This is a genomic window from Isoptericola variabilis, assembly GCF_050311655.1.
GTDB classification, from domain to species: Bacteria; Actinomycetota; Actinomycetes; order Actinomycetales; family Cellulomonadaceae; genus Isoptericola; species Isoptericola variabilis.
On record NZ_JBNOZM010000012.1, the window covers coordinates 1 to 21,542 of the forward strand.

The window sequence follows — 21,542 nt, forward strand, 5'->3', positions numbered from 1 at the left end:
GCGAACTGGCAGGACGTCGCCGCCCGCCTGCAGCGCGCCCGCACCCAGACCGCCGGACTCATCGTCCCCGCCTGACGGCCCCGACCGGCGTCTCTCACCGCATCTGACCAGGCGTGCCCTCTCAGGGGCGCCCAGGCAGGCACAGGGCCCCGCACGCGCTGCGTGCGGGGCCCTGTCGCGTCGGCGTCCGCTCGGGATCTCGCTCGTCGCTGGCGCTGCTCGAGCGCCGCCGGAGCCGCTCAGCCTTGGCCGAACTCCGCATACGGGACGACGTCCTCGTCGGCGGGCGCCTGCACGTCGACCGGCTCGCCCCACTTGCTGAACGTGGACTCGACGACCATCTCCTGACCCTCGACGTCCATCGTGATGTCGGCCTCCACGGGCAGGCCTCGCGGGTCCACCTTGTAGACCGCGGAGATCTCGCCGAGCTGGTCGGCGGTGGACGCGTCGATGCCGGCCGTGCCGTCCTTCACCTTGGCGGGGTCGATCGTGGCCGTGTAGACCTGCGTCTCGACACCGTCGACGGTCTCGCTGCCCGTGTGCTCGAACGAGGTGACGGCGTCAGCCATCGCCTCGGCCTGCGACGCGGAGTCCATCGACTCCATCGAGTCGATCGTGCCGGCGAGGGCGGGGTCCGCCGCCATGTCCTCAGCGGTCATCGACAGGTACTTGCCCTGGGTCATCTCCCCCATGGACAGGTAGATCGTGCCGTCGAGCAGCACGATGTCCATGTCCATGCCCATGACCGCCATGGACATCTGCATGGTCGTCTCGTCGAACGTCGGGCCGTACGCGACGTCGGCCGTGGTGACGCTGTCGGTCATCCCCGCCGACTCGGCGAGCGCGCCCGAGTACGTCAGCTCCATGTGCGCGCTCGACGCCTCTTCCTGCGCCGCCTGCATCTGCGCGGCGAGGTCGGTCATCGTCGAGACCGTCGTGATCTCCGCCGCCTGCTCCTCGCCCGCGGTCTCCCCGGCTGCGGGGGCCGTGGGGTCGTCGCTGCCGCAGGCGCTCAGGGCGAGGGCGACGAGACCCGCCGATGCCAGGGCCACGGACTTCTGGGGGACGCGCATGATGCTCCTTCTCAGGGAATCGTGAGGTGTCATTGCATCACGGGGCACGTCGCGCCGTGGGCCGGTCGGACGTCCGGGGCGTCGATCGTTGTCGATCCGTGTCCCGTGGCTCCCCCGTCGACTCCCGGCGGCGGTGCCCGGGAGACGACAGCGGCCCCCTCACGCGATGCGTGAGGGGGCCGTCGTCGAACTCGGAGAATCAGTGGGCGTGCTGCCCGCGGCTGAACTCGAAGACCCAGCCGACCAGACCGATAATGCCGAGGATGAAGCCGATGTAGAGAACCCACCAGCCCACGGCGAGCCCGAGGAACGCGACCGCGGCAGCGCCGGCGATGACGAGCGGCCACCAGCTCCACGGCGAGTACACGCCCTGGTCGCCGGCACCCTGCTCGATCTCCCCCTCCTCGTCGTCCTCCGGACGGGGGTCGATGCGGCGGGCCGTCAGCGCGAGGTAGGCGCCCACCATGGCGACCAGCGCGCCGACGAGCGGGATGCCGAGGTAGCCGACCGGCTCCTCGAAGCCCGTGAAGATGCCGTACGCCACGCCGACCAGGACGAAGAACGGGGCGAGGAACAGGAAGAGCTTGATCTCGATCTTCACTTGCGGTTCTCCTCCTCGTCGTCGATCACGGTGGTGGTGGACTGGGCGGCCGACGACTGCGCGCTGTCGCGACGCTCCTCGACGAGCTGCTGGTGGCCCTGGCGCTCCGGGTCACCGAAGACCTGGACCAGCGGGCCGTGACCGGGCGCCTGCTCCATCGCCGCGACCTCGGGGTGGTGCAGGTCGAAGGCCGGCGACTCGGAGCGGATCCGCGGCAGCGAGGTGAAGTTGTGCCGCGGCGGCGGGCAGCTGGTGGCCCACTCGAGCGAGCGGCCGTAGCCCCAGGGGTCGTCGACGGTGACCTTCGGCGCGTTGCGCCAGGTCGTGTAGACGTTCCACAGGAACGGCAGGGTGGACGCCGCCAGGATGAACGCGCCGATGGTCGACACCTGGTTCTCCCAGGTGAAGCCCTCCTCGGGCATGTAGTCGGCGTAGCGACGGGCCATGCCCTCCACGCCCAGCCAGTGCTGGATGAGGAACGTCATGTGGAAGCCGACGAACAGCAGCCAGAAGTGGACCTTGCCGAGACGCTCGTTGAGCATCCGCCCCGTGAACTTCGGCCACCAGAAGTAGAAGCCGGCGAACATCGCGAAGACCACGGTGCCGAAGACCACGTAGTGGAAGTGCGCCACGACGAAGTACGAGTCGGACAGGTGGAAGTCCAGGGCGGGGCTCGACAGGATGATGCCGGTCAGGCCGCCGAAGAGGAACGTCACGAGGAAGCCGATCGACCACAGCATCGGTGTCTCGAACGTGAGCTTCCCGCGCCACATCGTGCCGATCCAGTTGAAGAACTTCACACCGGTCGGGATGGCGATGAGCATCGTCATGAAGGCGAAGAACGGCAGGAGCACCGCGCCGGTGACGTACATGTGGTGCGCCCACACCGTCACGGACAGCGCTGCGATCGCGATCGTCGCGTAGATCAGGCCCTTGTAGCCGAAGATCGGCTTGCGGCTGAACACCGGGAAGATCTCCGACACGATGCCGAAGAACGGCAGCGCGATGATGTACACCTCGGGGTGCCCGAAGAACCAGAACAGGTGCTGCCAGAGGATCGCCCCGCCGTTCTCGGGGTTGAAGACCTGCGCGCCGAGGCGGCGGTCGGCGCCCAGCGCGAACAGCGCGGAGGCCAGCGGCGGGAACGCCATGAGGATCAGCAGGCTCGTGACGAGCGTGTTCCACGTGAAGATCGGCATCCGGAACATGGTCATGCCCGGCGCGCGCATCGTGATGATCGTGGTGATGAAGTTGACGGCACCGAGGATGGTGCCGAAGCCCGCCAGCGCGAGGCCGAACACCCAGAGGTCCCCGCCTAGCCCTGGACTGAACGTCGTGTTCGACAACGGTGCGTACGCGAACCAGCCGAACGACGCGGCGCCCTGCGGGGTGAAGAAGCCCGCGCCCGCGATGAGGCCGCCGAAGAGGAACAGCCAGTAGGCGAACATGTTGAGCCGCGGGAACGCGACGTCGGGCGCACCGATCTGCAGGGGCATGATCACGTTGGCGAAGCCGGCGAACAGCGGCGTCGCGAACAGCAGCAGCATGATCGTGCCGTGCATCGTGAACAGCTGGTTGTACTGCTCCTTGCTCTGCACCACCTGCAGGCCGGGCATGAAGAGCTCGGCGCGGATCAGCAGGGCCAGGACGCCGCCGATCGCGAACCACGCGAACGACGTGATGAGGTACATGTACCCGATCGTCTTGTGGTCGGTGGAGGTGATCCACTTGACCACGGTGCGACCGAGGTTCTGGCGCTTCGGCGCGAGTCCGGGGATGACCTCGACGTCGTGCGCGGGGGCAGTCGTGGCCGCCATCAGTTCTCGACCTCCGGGAGGGTGTCTTCCATCGGGAAGTTCGCGTCGTGCTGCTGGCGGTTCAGGTCGAGCCCCAGCTCGCCGGTCTGCCCCGCGGCCTTGAGGTCCGCCATGTGGGCCTCGTACTCCGCCTCCGACACGACCTTGACGTTGAAGAGCATCCCGGAGTGGAACTCGCCGCAGAGCTCGGCGCACTTGCCGGCGTACGTGCCCTCACGGGTCGGGGTGACCTGGAAGGTGTTGGTGCGGCCCGGGATCATGTCCTGCTTGTACAGGAACGCCGGGATCCAGAACGAGTGGATGACGTCGCGGGAGTCCAGCGTGAACTCGACCGTCTTGTCGACCGGCAGGTACAGCGTCGGGACGTCCTTCGACGTGCCCGGGGCGCCGTCCACCTCGTCGTCGACCGTCTGGCCGCCGACGTCGAGCAGGTGCTGCCCGGAGTCGTAGACGTCGGAGTCCAGGTAGTTGAAGTCCCAGCTCCACTGCTTGCCGATGACCTGGATGTTCACGTCCGGCTCGGCGCTGGTGTCCTGCACCGCCGACATGTCGCGGTCCGTGTAGAAGAACAGGACGAGGATCATGATCGTCGGCACGGCCGTGTACATGATCTCGAGCGGCATGTGGTAGCGCGTCTGGATGGGGAGCTGGTGGTCGTCCCGACGCTTGCGGTACGCCGCGACGCACCACAGCATGAGGCCCCACGTGATCACACCGACGATCAGCGCAGCGATCCAGGAGCCGACCCAGAGGTTGGTGATTCGCTCGGTCTGGTTGGTCACCTCCCCGTCGCTGTAGCCGGGCAGGTATCCGCGCTTGACGGAGTCGCTGGCACAGCCGGAGGCCAACACGGCGACAGCGCCGGCGATCGCCGTCGCGCGCAGGATGACCCGCCGGGTGCGGGTGGGGCTCTTCGAGTGCAAGGGAGGCCTTTCACGTCACGTCCCGCCCGACCGCCACGGCCCCTCTGGGCAACAGGCACGCGGACAGGACCTTCGTCCTCGATGAAGTGCAGCCTAGCGCGCCCGGAGCAGGTTCGACGCCGCAAAAGCCCCCTCGGGGCGTGACTCTTTCCGCACGGGACGTCCACATCTCCTTCTTGCACACGAACCCCCGGAGAGTGTCAGATCGATCCCCTCGAGTGTCAGAACGTCGGCGCGGTCCGCGACCCCTGCCGATCCGTCCCCGAGGCCGCGAAGATGGCACGATCGTGCCCCGGGCGCGCCTCCCGCGCCCGCCCGACACCGCCCGGGCGCGGCGTCGGGACGCACGCCGTCCCCCGGAGCACGCCTGTGACCGACACCACCGACCCCCCCGGGAACCACTCCCCCGTGGCAGCGCCCGCCGGCGCGCGGGTGCACCTCGACAACGGCGGCGGCGCGCCGCTGCACCCGCTGGCCCGGCAGGCCCTCCTCCAGGCCCTCGACGACGGCTGGGCCGACCCGCACCGCCTGCACACCGAGGGCCGCCGGGCGGCCAGGCTCCTCGACGGCGCACGGGAGGCGGTCGCCACCGTCCTGGGCGCGCGTACCGAGGAGGTGCGCTTCACCCCCAGCCACGCGGCCGCCCTGCGCGACGCCCTGGCGGGCACCGCGCGGGCCCGGCGGCGCGCGGGCGGGGACGTCGTCGTCGGCGCCACCGAGCGTGCGGCGGTGCTGCACGCGGCGGAGGCCGCCGCACGGACGCACGGGGGCGAGCGTGCGGTGGTCGACGTCGACCACCACGGCCGGGTCGACGCCGACACCTTCGCGGGCAGGGTCGCGCGCCGGGGCGTCGCGCTCGCCGCGCTCCAGCACGCCAACGGCGAGGTGGGCACGCGACAGCCGCTGGGTGCCGTGCACGACGCTGCCCGCGCGGCCGGGGTGCCGCTGCTCGTGGACGCGGGCGCATCGCTGGGCCACGACGTCGTGCCCGACGCCTGGGACCTCCTCGCCGCGCACCCGGCCGACTGGGGTGGCCCGGCCGGGGTGGGCGTGCTCGCCGTGCGCCAGCGCGTCCGGGCCGTGCCGCCCGAGCCGGAGGACGCGGACCCGTGGGCCCCGGGCGGAGTGAGCGTGCCCGTCGCGTTCGCCGCCGCCGTCGCCCTCCAGGCCACGGTCGCCGACCGGGCCGCCGAGGACGCCCGGCGACGCCGCCTCACGGAGCGGGTGCGGTCCGCCGTGGCCGCCGTGCCCGACGTCGAGGTGGTGGGCGACCCGGACGACCGGCTCCCCCACGTCGTGACGTTCTCCTGCCTGTACGTGGACGGCGAGGCCCTGGTGACGGAGCTCGACCGGGCCGGCTTCGCCGTCGGCTCCGGCTCGGCCTGCACCGCCAGCACCCTGGAGCCCTCCCACGTGCTCGCCGCGATGGGGGTGCTCACGCACGGCAACGTGCGGATCGCCCTCGACCGGTCGACCACCGAGGACGACGTCGACCGGTTCCTCGCCGTCCTGCCGGAGGCCGTGCGACGCGTGCGCGACGTGCTCGGGGTGGCGGGACTGTGAGCGCGGGCGACGCGGCGAGCGGAGGCGGCGCGGATGCCGTGGTGGTGGTCGACGCCCGCGGCCTGCGCTGCCCGCTGCCCGTCATCCGGCTGGCCGCGGCAGCCCGCGACCTGCCCGCCGGAACGCTCGTCACCGTGCTGTCGACCGACCCGGCGGCCCGCCACGACGTGCCCGCGTGGGCCCGGATGCGCGGGCACACGACCGTCGGCGAGGACGGGGAGGCGCAGGGCGCGGGCGGAGCGACCACCTGGTCGATCACCGTGCGGCTCGGCACCTCCGCCTGACCCCGACCGATTCCCGACGTGCAGGCCGGACCGCCCCGGCACGACGACGGCCCGGCCGCCCCGTGGTGGGGCGGCCGGGCCGTCGAGGTCGCTCAGCGGTTCAGCGCTGGTTCAGCTGAAGGAACCGCCGCAGGCGCAGGAGCTGCCGGCGTTCGGGTTGTCGATCGTGAAGCCCTGCTTCTCGATGGTGTCCGCGAAGTCGATCTTCGCGCCCTCGAGGTAGGGCACGCTCATGCGGTCCACGACGACCTCGACGCCGTCGAAGTCGCGCAGCGCGTCCCCGTCGAGGAGACGCTCGTCGAAGTACAGCTGGTAGATCAGGCCGGAACAGCCGCCGGGCTGGACGGCCACACGCAGACGCAGGTCGTCGCGGCCCTCCTGCTCGAGGAGGCTGCGGACCTTGTCGGCGGCGACGTCGGACAGGTCCACGCCGTGCGTGGCGATCTCGGTGGTGTCGGTCATGCTTCCTCCAACAGGCGGACCGGTACGGCTGTTCCCGATCCTACGCGCGAATTCCGGGAGCGCGATGACGCGGCTCACAGGTGCGCCGCCGCGTCCCTCGGGCCGGTCGTGACCCTCAGGCCCAGGACGGCGCCCACGTCCGCGCGACCCGGCCGGTCGCGGCCACGACGTCGGCCCCGGTCTCGTGCACGCCGCTCACGCCGGCGCCGGACCATTCCCGGCGCGAGACCTCGTTGCGCCCGGCGAGGACGACGACCGGCACGGCGTGCGGCGCGGCGGCCGCCACGGCGGCGGCGACCCTCCCCTCGCGCAGGGTCGTGCCGTCCAGCGCGGGCACGTGCACGACCACGAGGTCGGACGCCGCCGCCTGCCCTGCCAGCGGCCCGTCCTCCGGCACCGCGACGCTCGCCAGCCCGAGCGCCGCGAGCGGGACGAACACGCCCGCGGGCGCCTCGCCGGCCGGCGCGGCCTCGGGCAGGACGACGGTCGTGACGTCGCACGACGGCGCGGCCTCGCGCCACGCCGTCGCGATCGCGCGGGCCAGGGGGTCGGCGTCCTCGCCGACGCAGAGCAGCACCTGCATCCCGCGATCGTGGCACACCCGCGGCACGGCGCACCGCGCCCGGGCGGTGTCGGAGCGGACGCACGGCGCGGCGCGGGTGGACGCCGTGGGAGCGGACGCACGGCGCGGCGCGGGTGGACGCTGTGGAAATATGAGGCGGGTGACCACCCTGCTGAACGACATCGCGGGCACCACGACCGGCACCACGACCGGCTTCGCCGAGCCCGCACCTTCCGCGCTGCTGCTCCTCGGCCAGGGCCGCGACCTCGCTTCCGAGCGGGGCGTCGAGTGCACCGGGGCGCTGCCGTCGCCGTCCGACCCGGACCTGGTGGAGCGGGCCCGCGCCGCGCGCGCCGCGCTGGGCGACCGGGCGTTCGTGCTCGGCCACCACTACCAGCGCGACGAGGTCATCGACTTCGCCGACGTCACCGGCGACTCGTTCAAGCTGGCGCGCGAGGCCGCCGCCCGCCCCGAGGCGGAGTTCGTCCTGTTCTGCGGCGTGCACTTCATGGCGGAGAGCGCCGACATCCTCACCTCGGACGCGCAGCAGGTCGTGCTGCCCGACCTGGCCGCGGGCTGCTCCATGGCGGACATGGCCGAGATCGGCCAGGTCGAGGAGGCCTGGGCGGTGCTGCAGGACGTCGGGATCGCCGACGACACGGTGCCCGTCACCTACATGAACTCCTCCGCGGCGATCAAGGCCTTCACGGGCCGCCACGGCGGCACCGTGTGCACGTCGTCGAACGCGCAGGTGGCCCTGCGCTGGGCGTTCGACCGCGTCGGCGGCGTAGAGGGCACCGGCAAGGTGCTGTTCCTCCCGGACCAGCATCTGGGCCGCAACACCGCCGTCCTCCAGCTCGGCCTGAGCCTGGACGACTGCGTGGTCTACGACCCGCGCAAGCCGCTGGGCGGACTCACCGAGCAGCAGCTGCGCGACGCGCGCATGATCCTGTGGCGCGGGCACTGCTCGGTGCACGGGCGGTTCTCGGCGCGCAACGTCGAGGACGTGCGCGCGAAGGTGCCCGGGGTGACCGTGATGGCCCACCCGGAGTGCAAGCACGAGGTGATCACCGCGGCGGACGAGGTGGGCTCGACCGAGTTCATCATCAAGGCCCTGGACGCCGCCGAGCCCGGCAGCGCCTGGGCGATCGGCACCGAGCTGAACCTGGTGCGCCGCCTCGCCAAGGCCCACCCGGACAAGCAGGTGCACTACCTGGACTCGACCGTGTGCTTCTGCTCGACCATGAACCGCATCGACCTGCCGCACCTCGTGTGGGCGATGGAGTCGCTGGTCGAGGGGCGCGTGGTCAACCGGATCGTGGTCGACGCCGACGACGCGCACTGGGCCCGCGTGGCGCTCGACCAGATGCTGGCGCTCCCCGGGATCTGACGACCCGACGACGCAGGAGAAGGCATGACCACCGACGGCGGGCTCCACATCGGCATCTTCGTGTTCGACGACGCGGAGGAGCTGGACGTCGTCGGGCCGTTCGAGGTGCTGGCCGCCTGGGCGGAGCACTCCGCCCTCAAGCCGCACGTGAGCACCTTCTCGCGGGACGGGGACGGGGTGCGCCTGGCGAAAGGGCTGCGGCTCGTGCCCGCGCACTCCGCCGACGACGTCGGCCCCCTGCACGTGCTCGTCTACCCGGGCGGCTGGGGCACCCGCGCGATGGTCGCCGACCCCACCCACCTCGAGTGGCTGCGGCAGGTGCGCCTGCAGACGCCGGTCCTCGCGAGCGTGTGCACGGGCGCCCTGGTCCTCGCGGCCGCGGGCCTGCTGGCCGGGCGGCCGGCGACGACGCACCGGGACCACTACGACGAGCTGGCCGAGATCGACCCGAGCGTCGTCGTGGACACCGAGGCGCGGTTCGTCGACGACGGCGACGTCGTGACGGCGGCCGGGGTCTCGGCCGGGATCGACATGGCGCTGCACCTGGTGGCGCGGCTGGAGTCGCCGGAGGCCGCCCGCGGCGTGCGGCGCGGGATCCAGTACGACCCGGCTCCCCCGGTGTGACGCGCGCCCGGCACGCGCCCGACACGCACCGCGGCCCCTCAGGTACCTGATACCGGCGGTTGCCGATATAGCCTGCGCGGGTGACTCGAATGATCCAGCTCACCTGGGCGTCCCTGCGCCCCCGCAAGCCGGTGCCCGGCCGGGGCCTGCTCGACCCCTCCGTGACGCGCATGCGCGTGCACCCCGGCGACCTCGACCTGTACCTGCACGTCAACAACGGCTCGTACCTGCAGATGATGGACGTGGCGCGGTCGAACTTCATCGCCGACCTCGACGGCTTCGCCAAGATCGGCGACCGCAAGTGGTACCCGGTGGTCGCGGCGTCGACGATGACCTACAAGCGCTCGCTGAAGCTCGGCGACCGGTTCGAGATCACCACGCGCGTGCTCGGCTGGGACGAGCGCGTGATCTACATCGAGCAGGTCTTCACCTGCCGCGGGCAGCTCTACGGACGCGGCTACGTGGCCGGCCGCTTCCTCGGCCCGGGGAACGCGCGCATCCCCGCGCCGGACGTCGTCGCGCTCATGGGACCGGAGGCCCCGGTGCAGAGCCCGGACCTGCCCGACGACGTCGCCGCCTGGGCCAGGGCGCTCGACGTCGCGCACCGGGACCCGGACTGGGTCTGAGGGCGCGGCGGCCCGCCCGCGTCAGTGGAACGTCGTCGCGTAGTACGTCTGGCGGTCCACCGTCTCCACCGTGACGTCCTGGGTGCGCTCCAGGCGGCGGCGCAGGTTGTCCGCGAACCGTAGCGAGTCGTCGTTGAAGCGGGAGACGTCGTACGCGCAGACCACGCGGTGCTCGGCGAGGTGGGCGACGAGAGCGTCGATCATGTCCATGAACGTCCGGGTGGAGCGCCGGCCGGGGTGGGCGAGGGTGAAACCGATGTACCAGATCGCCCCGCGCGCGGCGTGCTCGGGGTAGCGCTCCGCGAAGAACTCCGGGCTCACCCACGGCACCGCGGCGAGGTCGGTCGCCAGCGTCGTGAGGCCGACGGCCTCCCCCCGCGAGTCGTGGGCGAGGAGCTTGAGGATGCGCGGGTCGCGCATCTCCTCGTCGAACTCCGCACGATGCAGCACGTGCCGTGCCGCGGCACGGGTGCGCAGCGGCTCGAAGGCCGTGAGATAGAGCTCCCAGAACCTCTCCGCGGTGTCGCCCGCGACGGTCGGCTCGAAACTGACGTCAGCGCGCACGGCCCAGATCCTCCCACCCGGCCCGACGGAACGTCGCCACGACCACGGCGCAGACGGGCAGGGTCGCGCAGGTCAGTCCCGCGATCCGCCGGCCCTCGTGGCGGTACGCGCCCCCACGGGTCGCGGACAGGTCCTCCAGGCTGTGCGTGAGGTCGGTGGCGACCTGTTCGTGCGACGGGCCGTCGTGCTCGACGAAGAGCCCGGCGCCGCTGCCGTCGTCACGTCGCGACCACGCGACGCCCGCCCACGCCTCATGACCCGGCAGAGAGGCGAAACCGGCGGCGTACACGCAGTACAGCGCGTCGCCGTGCTCGCCCTGGAGCTGGTCGCGGCCGTCCACCTCCAGGACCTCGCTGCCCGGCGGGACGACGGAGCTCAGGCGGACGAGGTTGAAGTCGCCCACACCGGCGGCGACGAGGGCCGCGTCGAAGGCGGCGAGCGTCGTGCGGCCCGTCCCGGTGCCGGCGCTCACACGGATGGTCAAGGGCTGGGTCACGGCGTTCCTGAGGTAGGTCGGGGCTGATGGTGGGCGGAGGAGCCGGCGGCGCGGCCTGCGGCCGCGTCCAGGAGGTCCAGCACGGGCCGCAGCACCGCGTCCGGCGCCTGCCGCCCCTTGGACAGGAAGACGGTACTGCCCAGACGAAGCTCCTCCCGCTCGTGGGCGTCGACGTCGGCCCCCGAGTAGACGACGAGCGGCGTCCTGTGCAGGCGACCACGACGCCGCAGGTCCGCGACGAGGTCGTGCCCCGTGCCGTCCGGCAGGCGCAGGTCGAGGAGCACCAGGTGGGGTTCCGGCCCGTCCGCGAGGGCGTGGCGTGCCTCGGCGAGGTCGCCCGCGGGCGTCACTCTCAGGCCCGCGCTCTCCAGCACGGTGGTGAGGACGGCCCGGAGGTCGTCGTCGTCCTCGACGACGAGGACGCGCTCGTGGTGGGGGCGCCACCGGATCATGTCGCGGACGGTCGCCGCGAGCTCCGCGGGGTCGACGGGCTTGACGAGCCAGCCGTCCGCGAGCGCCGCGGTCTCGCGCGCCGCCGACGCAGCCGTGCCCGACACCACGACGACCGGCAGCTCGGCGGTCGCCGCGGAGCGGCGCAGGCGTCGGAGCACCTCGGCGCCGCCGGTCCCGGGCATCGCCAGGTCGAGCACGATCGCGGCGGGGTGCTCCGCCTCGACGGCGTCGAGCGCCGCGCGGCCGTCGGTCACCCCCACCACGGCGTACCCCCGGGCCTCCAGCACGGAGCGCAGCACGTCGACGACGTACGGGTCGTCGTCGACGACGACGACCCGGGTGTCCGGCGCGACGCCGGCGGCCTCGGGCACGGAGCCGGGCCGTGGCGCAGGATCCGTCACCGGGGGGCCGGGTGCCGCGACGGGTGCGTCGTCGCTCGACGGTGCGGGCACGAGCACACGCGGCAACGTCATCCGGAAGCTGGACCCGTGGCCCTCGCCGTCGCTCAGGGCCCACATCCGCCCGCCGTGCCGCTCGACGATGCTGCGGGCGATGGCGAGACCCAGCCCCGTGCCGCCCCGCTCGCGTGCGTCCGAGGCGTCGACCTGCTCGAAGCGCCGGAAGACCGCCTCGAGCTTGTCCGGCGGGATCCCGCGTCCGTCGTCGTCGACCCGCACCTCGACCACGTCCGCGACGGGCCGCGCCGTCACCCGGACGGTGCGCCCGCGAGGCGAGAACTTCACCGCGTTGCTCAGCAGGTTCGTCAGCGTCTGCACGATGCGTTCGCCGTCGACCCGGACGAGCTCGGCGCTGCCGTCCGACGACAGCACCACTCCGGCGTCGTCGGCCTGGATCGACACCTGCTCGGTCGCCGCCGCGACGAGCTCCCCGAGCGGATGCTCGGCGAGCTCGAGCTGTGCCGTTCCCGCGTCCATGCGCTCGACGTCGAGGATGTCGTCCACGAGCCGCCCCAGGCGTTCGCTGCTCGTGAGGGCGATGCGCACCATGCGGGCGGCCTGGTCGGACGACCGATCCAGGACGCCGCTGTCGAGGAGCCCCAGCGCACCGCGGATCGAGGTGAGCGGGGTGCGCAGCTCGTGACTCACGACCGACACGAACTCGTCCTTGATGCGCTCCACCTCCCGACGTTCGGAGATGTCACGGAACACCACGACCGCGCCGCTCACCGCGCCGTCGGTGCGCAGCGGGCTCGCGGCGACCTCGACCGGCACGTCCTTGCCGTCCGGGCGCCGGTAGACGTCCTGCTCGGCGGTCGCGGTGAGACCCTCCCGCAGGGCTTCGGCGATGTAGCAGCCCGCGGCGGGGTAGGGGGTGCCGTCCTCGGCGGGCGCGTGGAACGTGTCGTGCGCGTCGAGCCCCACGAGGTCGCCGGCCGCCACGCCCAGCGTCCGGGCGCCGGCGTCGTTGACGAAGGTGACGCGGCCGTCGGAGTCGACCCCGTAGATGCCGTCGGCGACGGACTCGAGAGTCCGCTCCCGTTCGCTCGCCAGGGCCCGCAGCTGCGCCGTGCGCTCCTCCACGCGACGTTCCAGCCCGCCGCGCAACGACTCGTTGTCGACGACCACGAGGATCTGCCGTACCGCGACGGCGACGAGGACGGCCACCCACAGCGCGTTCGCCACCCGGGAGATGCCGCTGTCCTCGCCCGACTGCCAGACCCGCGTGAGGGCGGCCGCCAGGAAGAGCCCGAACGTCACGGTCGTGCCGAGCACGGGCGACCCGTCGGTCCGGGGCGCGGCGACCGGGCTTCCGGACGCCGCAGGGTGCCGCGCGGCGACGGCGATGGCGAGGTAGCCGCCCACCCACCCGACGTCGACCGGGCTGCCGAAGCTGAAGCCGCCCCCCGCCGTCAGGAGCGCGAACGCGACGTCGGCGACCGCGTACAGCACGAACCCGATGCCCACGAGCCCGAGCGGCACGCGCTCGGCGGCCGGGGACCGGGTGAGGACGAGGACGGCGAGGGTCGCGAGCAGCGCGTCCACGACGGGCAGCGCGTAGGCGGTGAGGGCGGGCTCGGCGTCGGCGCTGCCCGCGCCACCGGCGCCCAGGGCGACGCTGAACACCGCGATGTAGAGGACCGACCCCCCGACCACGACGCTGTCGAGGAGCATGCGCACCAGCTCGCGCCCGCGCGGCCGGACGGTCGGGAAGAGCGCCATGCCCACGACGCCGAGGAGGAGGGCCGCGATGTACGCCGTGTCACCGGTCTCCGGGTCGCCGACCACGACCGCGTACACGTTGCCGAGGAGGCCGACCGCGCCCCCGAGCGACAGCAGCCCCCACGCACGCCGCCGACGTCCGGTCGACCGTGCTGCGCGCCAGCCGCAGCTGAGCGCCGCGACCACGCCCGCGGCCGCGATGGCGCCGCGGGAGATCGCGGCCTGCACCGGTTGCTCCAGGGGACCCGCCAGGAGTACCACCAGGGTCAGCGCGAACAGCGCCGCGACCCAGCACCAGCGGACGAACACCGCGTGCGCTCGAGCCGTCGCCTGTCGCCTGCCCCCCATGGGCCCGAGAGTAGGAGAGGTTCGCCCGTCTCGCCCTCCTGACGGGCGACCGGGGCGACGAAGAGCGTCCGCAGCCGTCGGGAGGTAGCGTCGTGGCGATCTTGGACGGCGCAGACTGGAGGCACGGCACGTGGCGACGGGGGGCCGACGCGTGGTGGTGATCGACGACGATGCGTCGATCCGTGAGGTGGCGGCGGTCGCGCTGTCCGCCGTCGGGGGGCACGAGGTGCACACGGCGGCGGACGGGACGGCCGGGCTGGACGTGGCGCGTCGCGTCCGGCCGGACGCGATCCTCCTCGACGTGATGATGCCCGTCCACGACGGACCGACCGTGCTCGGCCGGCTGCGCGACGTCCCGGAGCTCCGCGAGATCCCCGTCGTGTTCCTCACGGCGAAGGTCGGCAACCAGGACATCTCCCGGCTCGACGGCCTCGGCGCCACCGGCGTGCTCACCAAGCCGTTCGACCCCCTGCTTCTGTCCGCCGAGCTCGCCTCCCTGCTCGGGTGGGACGAGTGACGGCGGCACCCGGATCGCCGGGCGGAGGGCCCGGCGCCAGGCAGGAGGGCGACGAGGGCGCGGCGCTCGACGACGTCCGGATCGACGACGCGCTCGCCGCGCTCGCGCGCCGCGCACGTGAGCGCAACCGCGGGCGCGCCCGCCGGCTCACCGAGCTGCTGACGGCGCCGCCCGCCGCCCTCGACGACGCTGCGCGCGAGGAGGCGATGCGGCTCTGCCACACGGTGGCCGGCTCGGCGGCGACCTTCGGGCAGCTCGGGCTGTCCGAGGCCGCCACGCGGCTCGAGTCGGCGCTCGGCGCGGGCGGCGACACCGACGTCCGGGGTCCGCTCGACGTCCTGCGGTCGGAGGCCGGGACGGACTGACGGGCCCCGGTCAGGGGATCGCGTCGGCCACGGTGGCACGGGCCTCCGCGGCGGCGGCGCGGACGGCCTCGTCCGCCTCCCCCGTCCCGGCCGCGAGCGCCTCCAGCTCCGTCAGCAGGTCACGTGCCGCGAGGGGGTCCCCGGCGCGGACGGCGAGCTCCGCGAGGTAGGCGAGCGCCGGTGCGAGCTCGCCGGGCGCGGGCGGCGTCTCGCCACGGCGCGCCCGGCGGACGGCGCCGCTCAGCGCCCGGCGCGCCTGGGCGACGTCGTCCTTCGAGTCGGCCAGCACGACGGCGTTCTCGGTGGCCCGCGCGAGCGCGCCGCCACCACCGGGGGTCCATGTCGCCGTCCCGCCCTCACCGGTGGCGAACTCGGTCCCCGGGTCGGGCGCGCGCGTGACCCGGACCCAGTTGCCCGCGGGGTCGACGAGGCTGAACCCGGCGAGGCCCGCGTTGTTGGCGCGTCGGCGCGGGCGCGTCACCCGCGGCGCCCCCGACGCCGGCAGGCGGCCGTAGAGGGAGCGCAGGCCTGCCGCGAACGTCTCGTAGACGGGCTCGGTGTCCGGGACCACGACCACGCAGGTGGAGTGGCTCAGCTCGGGGTCCCAGCCCGGCATGCCGTAGTACTGCAGCTGGATGCCGCCGCGACCGAACGACACGACCCGGTAGGGCCGGCGCTGCCGGTACGTCACCTCGAGGCCGAGCGCCGACCAGAACGCGACCATCGCGTCCTGGTCGGCCTCCGAGTCGCCGCACGGGAGCAGCGCAACGAGGAACGCCCGCTCCGCCGCGTCGTCGAACGCGTCGCCCGCGGGGCCTCCTGCCGTGCCTCCTCCCGTGCCGCCGTCCACCTCTCTCAGCTCTCCCCGGCCGCCACCCGGCGCAGCAGGAGCGCCTCGGCGAGGACGACCTTGCGGAGCTCGCCCAGGTGCACCGACTCGTCGGCGCCGTGCGCGCGGGAGTCCGGGTCCTCCACGCCGGTGACGAGCACGGCGGCCTCCGGGAAGAACTCGAGCAGGTCGGCGATGAACGGGATGGAGCCACCGACGCCGATGTCCACCGGGTCCGTGCCCCAGGCGGACGCGAACGCCGAGCGGGCCGCGCGCATCGCCGCGGAGTCGCCCGCCGCGTGGAACGCGCGCCCCTGCTCGCCCGGCCGCCACGTGACGCGCGCCCCGAACGGGGCGTGCGCCTCCAGGTGGGCGCGCAGCGCGTCCTCCGCCGCCTGCGGGTCCTGCCCCGGCGGGATGCGCAGCGACAGCTTCGCGGCCGCGCGGGGCGCGATCGTGTTGGACGCGTGCGCGACGCTCGTGGCGTCGATGCCGATCACGGAGAGCGCGGGCTTCGCCCACAGCCGCCCGGCGATGGTGCCCTCGCCCGCGAGCGTCACGCCGTCGAGCACCGAGGCGTCGGCGCGGAACGCGGCCTGGTCGTAGTCGACCTCCGGCTCGGGCGCGCTCACCAGGCCGCGCACCGCGACGTTCCCCTCGTCGTCGTGCAGGGTGGCGACCAGCCGGGCCAGCAGGGTGTTCGCGTCGAGCACCGGGCCGCCGAACATGCCCGAGTGCACCGCGTGGCCCAGCACCTCGACCTCGACGACGCCGTCGACCAGGCCGCGCAGCGACGTGGTGAGGGCCGGCACGCCGACCTTCCAGTTGGTGGAGTCGGCGACCACGATGACGTCCGCCGCGAGCAGCTCGCGGTGGTCGGCGAGGAACTGGCGGAAGCTCGGGGACCCCGACTCCTCCTCGCCCTCGACGAAGACCGTGATGCCGACGGGCAGCTCCGCGCCGTCCTCCTCCGCGAGGGCGGCCAGGGCGCGCAGGGCACCGACGTGCGCGACGAGCCCCGCCTTGTCGTCCGCGGCGCCGCGGCCGAACAGCCGCTCGCCCACCTGGACCGGCTCGAACGGATCGGTCGCCCACGCGGCCGCGTCGCCGGGCGGCTGGACGTCGTGGTGCGCGTACAGCAGCACGGTCGGCGCCCCCTCGGGCGCCCGGCGGCGGGCGACGACGGCGGGCGCCCCTGGCGTCCCGTCGGGGCGGTCCGAGCGCAGGATCCGCACGTCGGGCAGCCCCGCGTCGCGCAGCAGGGCCGCGACGGCGTCGGCGCTCGCCGCGACGTGCGCCTGGTCGAAGGCCGCGGCGGAGACGCTCGGGATGCGCACGAGGCGCTCGAGGTCGGCCTGCAGGGCGGGGAACTGCCGCTCGACGTGCGCGCGCAGGGTGGTGGCGTCGTCGGAGTCAGGGGCGTTCGAGGAGGTGGCGTGGGTGTCGGTCACGCGGCTCACGCTACCCGCGCGCTCGACTACCCTGGGAGCGTGTTCTCCCGCAACAAGTCCGACGCGACGCCGTCGTCCCCCGACTCCACCGACCCCGTCGACGCGGCCGCCGAGATCGAGCAGGCCGGCGCGCCCGCCGGCAAGGGGCGACCCACCCCCAAGCGCAGCGTGTCCGAGGCCGCCAACAAGCGGCCCCTGGTGCCGAACGACCGCAAGGCGGCGTCCAAGGCGGCGCGGGAGAAGGCGCGCGAGCAGCGCAACCTCGAGTACAAGGCGATGCAGACCGGCGACGAGCGCCACCTGCCGCCGCGCGACAAGGGGCCGCTCAAGCGCTACGTGCGCGACTACGTGGACGCGCGCTGGAACCTCGGCGAGTTCTTCCTGCCGGTCGCGTTCGTGTTCATCGTCCTGAACTTCTTCGTGATGAACAACGTGACGCTGGCAGGGCTCGTCCTCATGCTCCTGTACGCCGTCGTGCTGGTCACCATCGCGGACGCCTTCCTGCTGTGGCGCGGCCTCCGCAAGCGGCTGCGGGCCAAGTTCGGCGACGTGCCGAAGGGCACGATGATGTACGCCGTCATGCGCGCGTTCCAGATCCGCCGCTCGCGCCTGCCGAAGCCGTCGTCGAAGAAGCACGGCGTCTGGCCGGAGTGACCGCCCCGACCTGCGGTCATGCCTAGGCTGGGCGCATGGTCAACTACCGGTACCTCGGCAACAGCGGTCTGAAGATCTCCGAGATCACCTACGGCAACTGGCTCACCCACGGCTCGCAGGTCGAGAACGACGTCGCGACGCAGTGCGTGCGCGCGGCGCTGGACGCGGGCATCACGACGTTCGACACGGCGGACGTCTACGCGAACACGAAGGCCGAGCAGGTGCTCGGCGACGCCCTCGCGGGCGAGCGGCGCGAGTCGCTCGAGATCTTCACCAAGGTGTACTGGCCGACCGGTCCGGGCGGCCCCAACGACACGGGCCTGTCGCGCAAGCACGTCATGGAGTCGATCAACGGCTCCCTGAAGCGGCTCGGCACGGACTACGTCGACCTCTACCAGGCGCACCGCTACGACACCGAGACCCCGCTCGAGGAGACGATGCAGGCGTTCGCCGACATCGTCCGCCAGGGCAAGGCCCTGTACATCGGCGTCTCCGAGTGGACGGCGGACCAGATCCGCGCCGGCGCGGCCCTGGCGAAGGACCTCGGGTTCCAGCTCATCTCCTCCCAGCCGCAGTACTCCATGCTGTGGCGCGTCATCGAGGACGAGGTCGTCCCGGCCTCGAAGGAGTGCGGCCTGTCGCAGATCGTCTGGTCGCCGATGGCGCAGGGCGTGCTGTCCGGGAAGTACGTGCCCGGGCAGCCGCTGCCCGCCGGGTCGCGCGCGACCGACGAGAAGGGCGGCGCGCGGAGCATCCAGCGGTTCCTCGACGACGACGTGCTGACCCGCGTGCAGAGCCTGCGGCCCGTCGCGGACGAGCTCGGCCTGTCGATGGCGCAGCTCGCCGTCGCGTGGGTGCTGCAGAACGACAACGTCGCGGCGGCCCTCGTCGGCGCGTCCCGGCCCGAGCAGGTCGCGGAGAACGTCAAGGCCTCCGGCGTGACCATCCCGGCCGAGCTCATGGCGAGGATCGACGACGTGCTGGGCGGCGTCGTCGTCCGTGACCCGGCCAAGACCGCGGAGAACGCCCCGAAGACCCGCGTCGCCTGACCGCGACGACCGTCCCGGGAGGGACCGCCGCAGCGGTGGGTCGTCGTCCTGAGACGGGACGCCGACCCACCGTGACGTCAGCGCTACGGTGCCGCCGTGTCCTCTCCGACGATCCGGTCCGCCCGCGCCGACGGCGCGGCGCGGCCTACGTGTCGCTCGCCAGCCGCCGGGCGGGCGACTTCTACCAGGCGCTGGGCTACGACGACTCCGCCACCTTCTACCGCCGCGAAGTGCCTTCCAGCACGTGACGGAAGGCCGTCAACCGTCCCGATGCTCCCGGGAGATCGTGTCGAGTGCGCGGGAGATCTCCCGACCGCGCCGTGCGAGGTCGGCGTCCGTCGGCGTCGGGCGTGCCGTCCGCGCCGCTGGTGCGACCGTCCCCGTGAGCCCGGTCGGCACCAGCCAGCGCCAGCGCACGGTCGCCTGCACCACGGGGCCGACGCCCAGCGCGAAGGCCACCGTGGCCCAGCCGAACGTCCCGCCGAGCAGGATGCCGGCCAGCACAACGACGACCTCGATGCCGGTGCGCACGAGCCGCACCGACGCGCCGCTGCGCTGCACGAGGCCGGTCATGAGCCCGTCGCGCGGGCCCGGGCCGAGCCGCACCCCTATGTAGGCGGCGGTCGCCACGCCGTTGAGGACGATGCCGCCGACGGCGAGCGCGATCCGGGCGACCGGGCCCGGGTCGGGCACGAGCCACGCCGTGAACGTGAGGCAGGGGCCGATCGCCAGGCTGATGACGGCGACGTTCGCCACCGTGCCGATGCCGGGGCGCTGGCGCAGCGGGACCCAGGCGAGCAGCACGAGCACGGACGTCAGCGCGACGACCGTGCCGAACCCCAGGCCCGTGCTGCGCACCAGACCCTGGTGCAGCACGTCCCACGGCATGCCGCCCTGGCCCGCGTGCAGCATCATCGCCATCGACCACGTGAAGGCCAGCAGCCCGAGGACGAGCTGCGTCCCGCGACGGACGGGGCCCCAGGGCATCGCCGCGGGCACGGCGGCGGTCGCGGTGGTCCCCGCGGTCTCGGGCATCGCGACGGACGCGGCCCGGGGCGCGCCCGGTCGCAGGCTGCGTGCCGCCTGCCGGCGCAGCGGGCCGCGAGGCAGGCGGCGCGAGAGCCGGCGGGACGGACGGCGGACGGGGCGGGCGGTCGTGCTCATGCTCCCACCTTCCCCGTCAATGGCCTTGCAATCCATATCCATTGGGCCGACAGTGGCCCCGTGACCGTCGTCTCCCCACCCTCCGCCACGTCCGCTCCGCCCGCCGTCCGGCAGCTCTCCCCCGCGGCCACCGCGCGCCTCCTCGGCGACTGGCGCGCGGGCGGGCCCGCCTACCTCGCCCTCGCGGACGCCCTGCGCGCCGCGGTGCTCTCCGGGAGCCTCCCGCCGCTCACCCGGGTCCCCAGCGAGCGGGAGCTGGCGGCGGCCCTGCGGGTCTCCCGCACGACCACGTCCGGCGCCTACGCCCGCCTGCGCGAGCTGGGATTCCTCGCGAGCCGCGTCGGCTCGGGCACGGTCACCACGCTCCCCCGCGGCACCGGCAGCACCGGCGGACGCGCGCCCGTCGCGGCCGGCGACGCGCCCACGGACCCGCCCGGCGACGCGCCTCCCGAGGATCCCGTCGACCTCGCCCAGGCGACACCCTCGGCAACCTCAGCCCTGCACGACGCGTACGCCGCGGCGCTGGAGGTGCTGCCCGGCTACCTCGCCACCGGCGGCTACGCCCATCTCGGCGTCGAGGCGCTCCGCTCGGCGATCGCCGAGCGCTACGCGGCGCGCGGCGTGCCGACCACCCCGGACCAGATCCTCGTCACCACGGGCGCCCAGCAGGCGATCTCGGTGCTCACCGCGGCGTACGTCGGGCGTGGGGAGACGACCGTCGTCGAGTCGCCCACGTACTTCCACGCCCTGGAGCCGACGCGGCGGCTCGGCGGGCGGGTGGTCGGGGTCCCCGTCGGCGACGTCGAGACGCTCGCCTCGGCGGTACGACGCACCCGGCCCCGGCTCGTCTACCTCGTCCCGGACTTCCACAACCCCACGGGCAGCACGATGTCGGCCGACGCGCGGGCGGCGGTGCGCGACCTCGCCGACCGCACGGGCACGACCGTCGTCGGCGACGAGACCCTCACCGACCTGGCCCTCGACCCCGGGTCGCGGGTGCCCGAGCCGTTCGCGGGCGACGGCGCCTCCCCGCACGTCGTGACGATCGGGTCGGCGTCGAAGTCGTTCTGGGGCGGGGTGCGGGTCGGCTGGGTGCGCGCCGACCCCCAGGTGGTGCGCCGCCTGGCGCGCGTGCGGGAGTCGGCCGACATCGCCACTCCGGTGCTCGAGCAGCTCGCCGTCGTGGAGCTGTTGCGCCGCGCCGACGCGATCCTGCCCGGCCGCGTCGCCGAGCTGCGGGCGCGCCGCGACCTGCTCGTCGAGCTGGTGCGCGACGCCCTGCCCGGCTGGCGCGTCCCCGTACCGGCGGGCGGGCTGTGCCTGTGGGCCGACCTGGGCCGACCGCTCGCGCAGGCGCTGGCGGCGGCCGCCGTGCGCCACGGCGTCCTGGTCACTCCTGGCCCGGCGTTCACCCCGGACCGGTCCTCGCGCGACCGGGTGCGCCTGACCTTCACGCGCGACCCCGACCAGCTCGCCACCGCGGTGCCGCGGCTCGCCCGGGCCTGGGCGCAGGTGTCACCGGCCTGACGCCGCCACCCCGCGCCGCG

At 73.7% G+C, this 21,542-nt stretch carries 22 protein-coding genes; 10 read left to right on the forward strand and 12 right to left on the reverse strand.

Annotated features, from left to right (window positions below; all coding sequences use genetic code 11):
* Positions 1-239: 239 nt before the first annotated feature.
* From ACQP60_RS20560 to ctaC, 4 genes are all read right to left on the reverse strand, one after another.
* Complete coding sequence (locus ACQP60_RS20560; RefSeq protein WP_429736447.1) at positions 240-1,073, reverse strand: SCO4651 family lipoprotein; 834 nt, start codon at positions 1,071-1,073, stop codon at positions 240-242.
* Positions 1,074-1,272: 199 nt separating this feature from the next.
* Entirely contained in the window at positions 1,273-1,674 is a 402-nt protein-coding gene (locus tag ACQP60_RS20565) for a cytochrome c oxidase subunit 4 (protein ID WP_429736449.1), read from the reverse strand.
* Positions 1,671-3,491, reverse strand: coding sequence for an aa3-type cytochrome oxidase subunit I (gene ctaD / locus ACQP60_RS20570; RefSeq protein ID WP_429736451.1), 1,821 nt, complete (start codon positions 3,489-3,491; stop codon positions 1,671-1,673). The genes ACQP60_RS20565 and ctaD overlap by 4 nt, the downstream gene beginning before the upstream one ends.
* Entirely contained in the window at positions 3,491-4,414 is a 924-nt protein-coding gene (ctaC, locus tag ACQP60_RS20575; RefSeq protein ID WP_429736453.1) for an aa3-type cytochrome oxidase subunit II, read from the reverse strand. Before ctaC ends, ctaD begins: the two co-directional genes overlap by 1 nt.
* Positions 4,415-4,783: 369 nt before the next feature.
* Between ctaC and ACQP60_RS20580 the strand changes: the two genes are divergently transcribed.
* Both ACQP60_RS20580 and ACQP60_RS20585 read left to right on the forward strand, forming a co-directional pair.
* Positions 4,784-5,977, forward strand: a complete 1,194-nt coding sequence (locus ACQP60_RS20580) for a cysteine desulfurase family protein (RefSeq protein WP_429736455.1) — start codon at positions 4,784-4,786, stop codon at positions 5,975-5,977.
* 41 nt (positions 5,978-6,018) lie between these two features.
* Positions 6,019-6,261: a sulfurtransferase TusA family protein gene (locus ACQP60_RS20585; protein WP_429736457.1), complete on the forward strand. Its 243-nt coding sequence runs from the start codon at positions 6,019-6,021 to the stop codon at positions 6,259-6,261.
* Between the two features lie 111 nt (positions 6,262-6,372).
* On the opposite strand, the gene ACQP60_RS20590 is transcribed toward ACQP60_RS20585, so the two are convergent.
* Positions 6,373-6,723, reverse strand: coding sequence for a HesB/IscA family protein (locus ACQP60_RS20590; protein ID WP_416343171.1), 351 nt, complete (start codon positions 6,721-6,723; stop codon positions 6,373-6,375).
* Positions 6,724-6,838: 115 nt separating this feature from the next.
* Positions 6,839-7,306, reverse strand: coding sequence for a hypothetical protein (locus tag ACQP60_RS20595; protein WP_429736460.1), 468 nt, complete (start codon positions 7,304-7,306; stop codon positions 6,839-6,841).
* 130 nt (positions 7,307-7,436) lie between these two features.
* Here ACQP60_RS20595 and nadA point away from each other — a divergent pair, with 130 nt between their 5' ends.
* The 3 genes from nadA (at position 7,437) to ACQP60_RS20610 (ending at position 9,925) form a co-directional block, all read left to right on the forward strand.
* Positions 7,437-8,675 carry a quinolinate synthase NadA gene (gene nadA, locus ACQP60_RS20600; RefSeq protein ID WP_429736462.1) on the forward strand — a complete coding sequence of 413 codons (1,239 nt, stop codon included), beginning with the start codon at positions 7,437-7,439 and terminating at the stop codon, positions 8,673-8,675.
* A 24-nt stretch (positions 8,676-8,699) separates the two neighbouring features.
* Positions 8,700-9,299: a DJ-1/PfpI family protein gene (locus tag ACQP60_RS20605; RefSeq protein WP_429736464.1), complete on the forward strand. Its 600-nt coding sequence runs from the start codon at positions 8,700-8,702 to the stop codon at positions 9,297-9,299.
* 89 nt (positions 9,300-9,388) lie between these two features.
* The gene (locus ACQP60_RS20610) at positions 9,389-9,925 is read left to right on the forward strand and encodes an acyl-CoA thioesterase (protein WP_429736506.1); all 537 of its coding nucleotides are present in this window, start codon (positions 9,389-9,391) and stop codon (positions 9,923-9,925) included.
* Between the two features lie 21 nt (positions 9,926-9,946).
* Here ACQP60_RS20610 and ACQP60_RS20615 read toward each other — a convergent pair whose 3' ends face one another.
* Genes ACQP60_RS20615 through ACQP60_RS20625 form a run of 3 tightly spaced genes read right to left on the reverse strand, consistent with a single transcriptional unit; the run spans position 9,947 to position 13,966 of the window.
* Positions 9,947-10,489: a hypothetical protein gene (locus ACQP60_RS20615; protein WP_429736466.1), complete on the reverse strand. Its 543-nt coding sequence runs from the start codon at positions 10,487-10,489 to the stop codon at positions 9,947-9,949.
* Positions 10,479-10,985: a pyruvoyl-dependent arginine decarboxylase gene (locus ACQP60_RS20620; RefSeq protein ID WP_429736468.1), complete on the reverse strand. Its 507-nt coding sequence runs from the start codon at positions 10,983-10,985 to the stop codon at positions 10,479-10,481. Before ACQP60_RS20620 ends, ACQP60_RS20615 begins: the two co-directional genes overlap by 11 nt.
* Positions 10,982-13,966 carry a response regulator gene (locus ACQP60_RS20625; protein ID WP_429736470.1) on the reverse strand — a complete coding sequence of 995 codons (2,985 nt, stop codon included), beginning with the start codon at positions 13,964-13,966 and terminating at the stop codon, positions 10,982-10,984. Before ACQP60_RS20625 ends, ACQP60_RS20620 begins: the two co-directional genes overlap by 4 nt.
* Before the next feature lie 157 nt (positions 13,967-14,123).
* Between ACQP60_RS20625 and ACQP60_RS20630 the strand changes: the two genes are divergently transcribed.
* Together ACQP60_RS20630 and ACQP60_RS20635 are read left to right on the forward strand one after the other, a co-directional pair.
* Positions 14,124-14,483 carry a response regulator gene (locus tag ACQP60_RS20630; RefSeq protein ID WP_429736472.1) on the forward strand — a complete coding sequence of 120 codons (360 nt, stop codon included), beginning with the start codon at positions 14,124-14,126 and terminating at the stop codon, positions 14,481-14,483.
* Positions 14,480-14,848 (forward strand): Hpt domain-containing protein, encoded by a 369-nt coding sequence (locus tag ACQP60_RS20635; RefSeq protein ID WP_429736474.1) that lies wholly within the window; start codon positions 14,480-14,482, stop codon positions 14,846-14,848. The genes ACQP60_RS20630 and ACQP60_RS20635 overlap by 4 nt, the downstream gene beginning before the upstream one ends.
* Before the next feature lie 10 nt (positions 14,849-14,858).
* Here ACQP60_RS20635 and ACQP60_RS20640 read toward each other — a convergent pair whose 3' ends face one another.
* Positions 14,859-15,698: a VOC family protein gene (locus tag ACQP60_RS20640; protein ID WP_429736476.1), complete on the reverse strand. Its 840-nt coding sequence runs from the start codon at positions 15,696-15,698 to the stop codon at positions 14,859-14,861.
* Between the two features lie 5 nt (positions 15,699-15,703).
* Positions 15,704-17,128, reverse strand: coding sequence for a dipeptidase (locus tag ACQP60_RS20645; protein ID WP_429736478.1), 1,425 nt, complete (start codon positions 17,126-17,128; stop codon positions 15,704-15,706).
* 39 nt (positions 17,129-17,167) lie between these two features.
* On the opposite strand from ACQP60_RS20645, the gene ACQP60_RS20650 reads away from it, so the two are divergent.
* Positions 17,168-17,782 carry a DUF3043 domain-containing protein gene (locus ACQP60_RS20650; protein ID WP_429736480.1) on the forward strand — a complete coding sequence of 205 codons (615 nt, stop codon included), beginning with the start codon at positions 17,168-17,170 and terminating at the stop codon, positions 17,780-17,782.
* A 35-nt stretch (positions 17,783-17,817) separates the two neighbouring features.
* Positions 17,818-18,831: an aldo/keto reductase family protein gene (locus ACQP60_RS20655; RefSeq protein ID WP_429736482.1), complete on the forward strand. Its 1,014-nt coding sequence runs from the start codon at positions 17,818-17,820 to the stop codon at positions 18,829-18,831.
* Between the two features lie 258 nt (positions 18,832-19,089).
* On the opposite strand, the gene yczE is transcribed toward ACQP60_RS20655, so the two are convergent.
* Positions 19,090-19,995: a membrane protein YczE gene (gene yczE, locus ACQP60_RS20660; RefSeq protein ID WP_429736484.1), complete on the reverse strand. Its 906-nt coding sequence runs from the start codon at positions 19,993-19,995 to the stop codon at positions 19,090-19,092.
* 60 nt (positions 19,996-20,055) lie between these two features.
* On the opposite strand from yczE, the gene yczR reads away from it, so the two are divergent.
* Complete coding sequence (gene yczR / locus ACQP60_RS20665) at positions 20,056-21,522, forward strand: MocR-like transcription factor YczR (protein ID WP_429736486.1); 1,467 nt, start codon at positions 20,056-20,058, stop codon at positions 21,520-21,522.
* The last annotated feature ends 20 nt before the right edge of the window (positions 21,523-21,542 follow it).

What these genes read in the sequence shown, in the direction of transcription:
- ACQP60_RS20610 (WP_429736506.1), top strand. Translation starts at nt 9,389, where the DNA reads ATGATCCAGCTCACCTGGGCGTCCCTGCGCCCCCGCAAGCCGGTGCCC.
- ACQP60_RS20605 (WP_429736464.1), top strand. Translation starts at nt 8,700, where the DNA reads ATGACCACCGACGGCGGGCTCCACATCGGCATCTTCGTGTTCGACGAC.
- ACQP60_RS20560 (WP_429736447.1), bottom strand. Translation starts at nt 1,073, where the DNA reads ATGCGCGTCCCCCAGAAGTCCGTGGCCCTGGCATCGGCGGGTCTCGTC.
- ACQP60_RS20590 (WP_416343171.1), bottom strand. Translation starts at nt 6,723, where the DNA reads ATGACCGACACCACCGAGATCGCCACGCACGGCGTGGACCTGTCCGAC.
- ACQP60_RS20655 (WP_429736482.1), top strand. Translation starts at nt 17,818, where the DNA reads ATGGTCAACTACCGGTACCTCGGCAACAGCGGTCTGAAGATCTCCGAG.
- ctaD (WP_429736451.1), bottom strand. Translation starts at nt 3,491, where the DNA reads ATGGCGGCCACGACTGCCCCCGCGCACGACGTCGAGGTCATCCCCGGA.
- nadA (WP_429736462.1), top strand. Translation starts at nt 7,437, where the DNA reads ATGAGGCGGGTGACCACCCTGCTGAACGACATCGCGGGCACCACGACC.
- yczE (WP_429736484.1), bottom strand. Translation starts at nt 19,995, where the DNA reads ATGAGCACGACCGCCCGCCCCGTCCGCCGTCCGTCCCGCCGGCTCTCG.
- ACQP60_RS20595 (WP_429736460.1), bottom strand. Translation starts at nt 7,306, where the DNA reads ATGCAGGTGCTGCTCTGCGTCGGCGAGGACGCCGACCCCCTGGCCCGC.
- ACQP60_RS20625 (WP_429736470.1), bottom strand. Translation starts at nt 13,966, where the DNA reads ATGGGGGGCAGGCGACAGGCGACGGCTCGAGCGCACGCGGTGTTCGTC.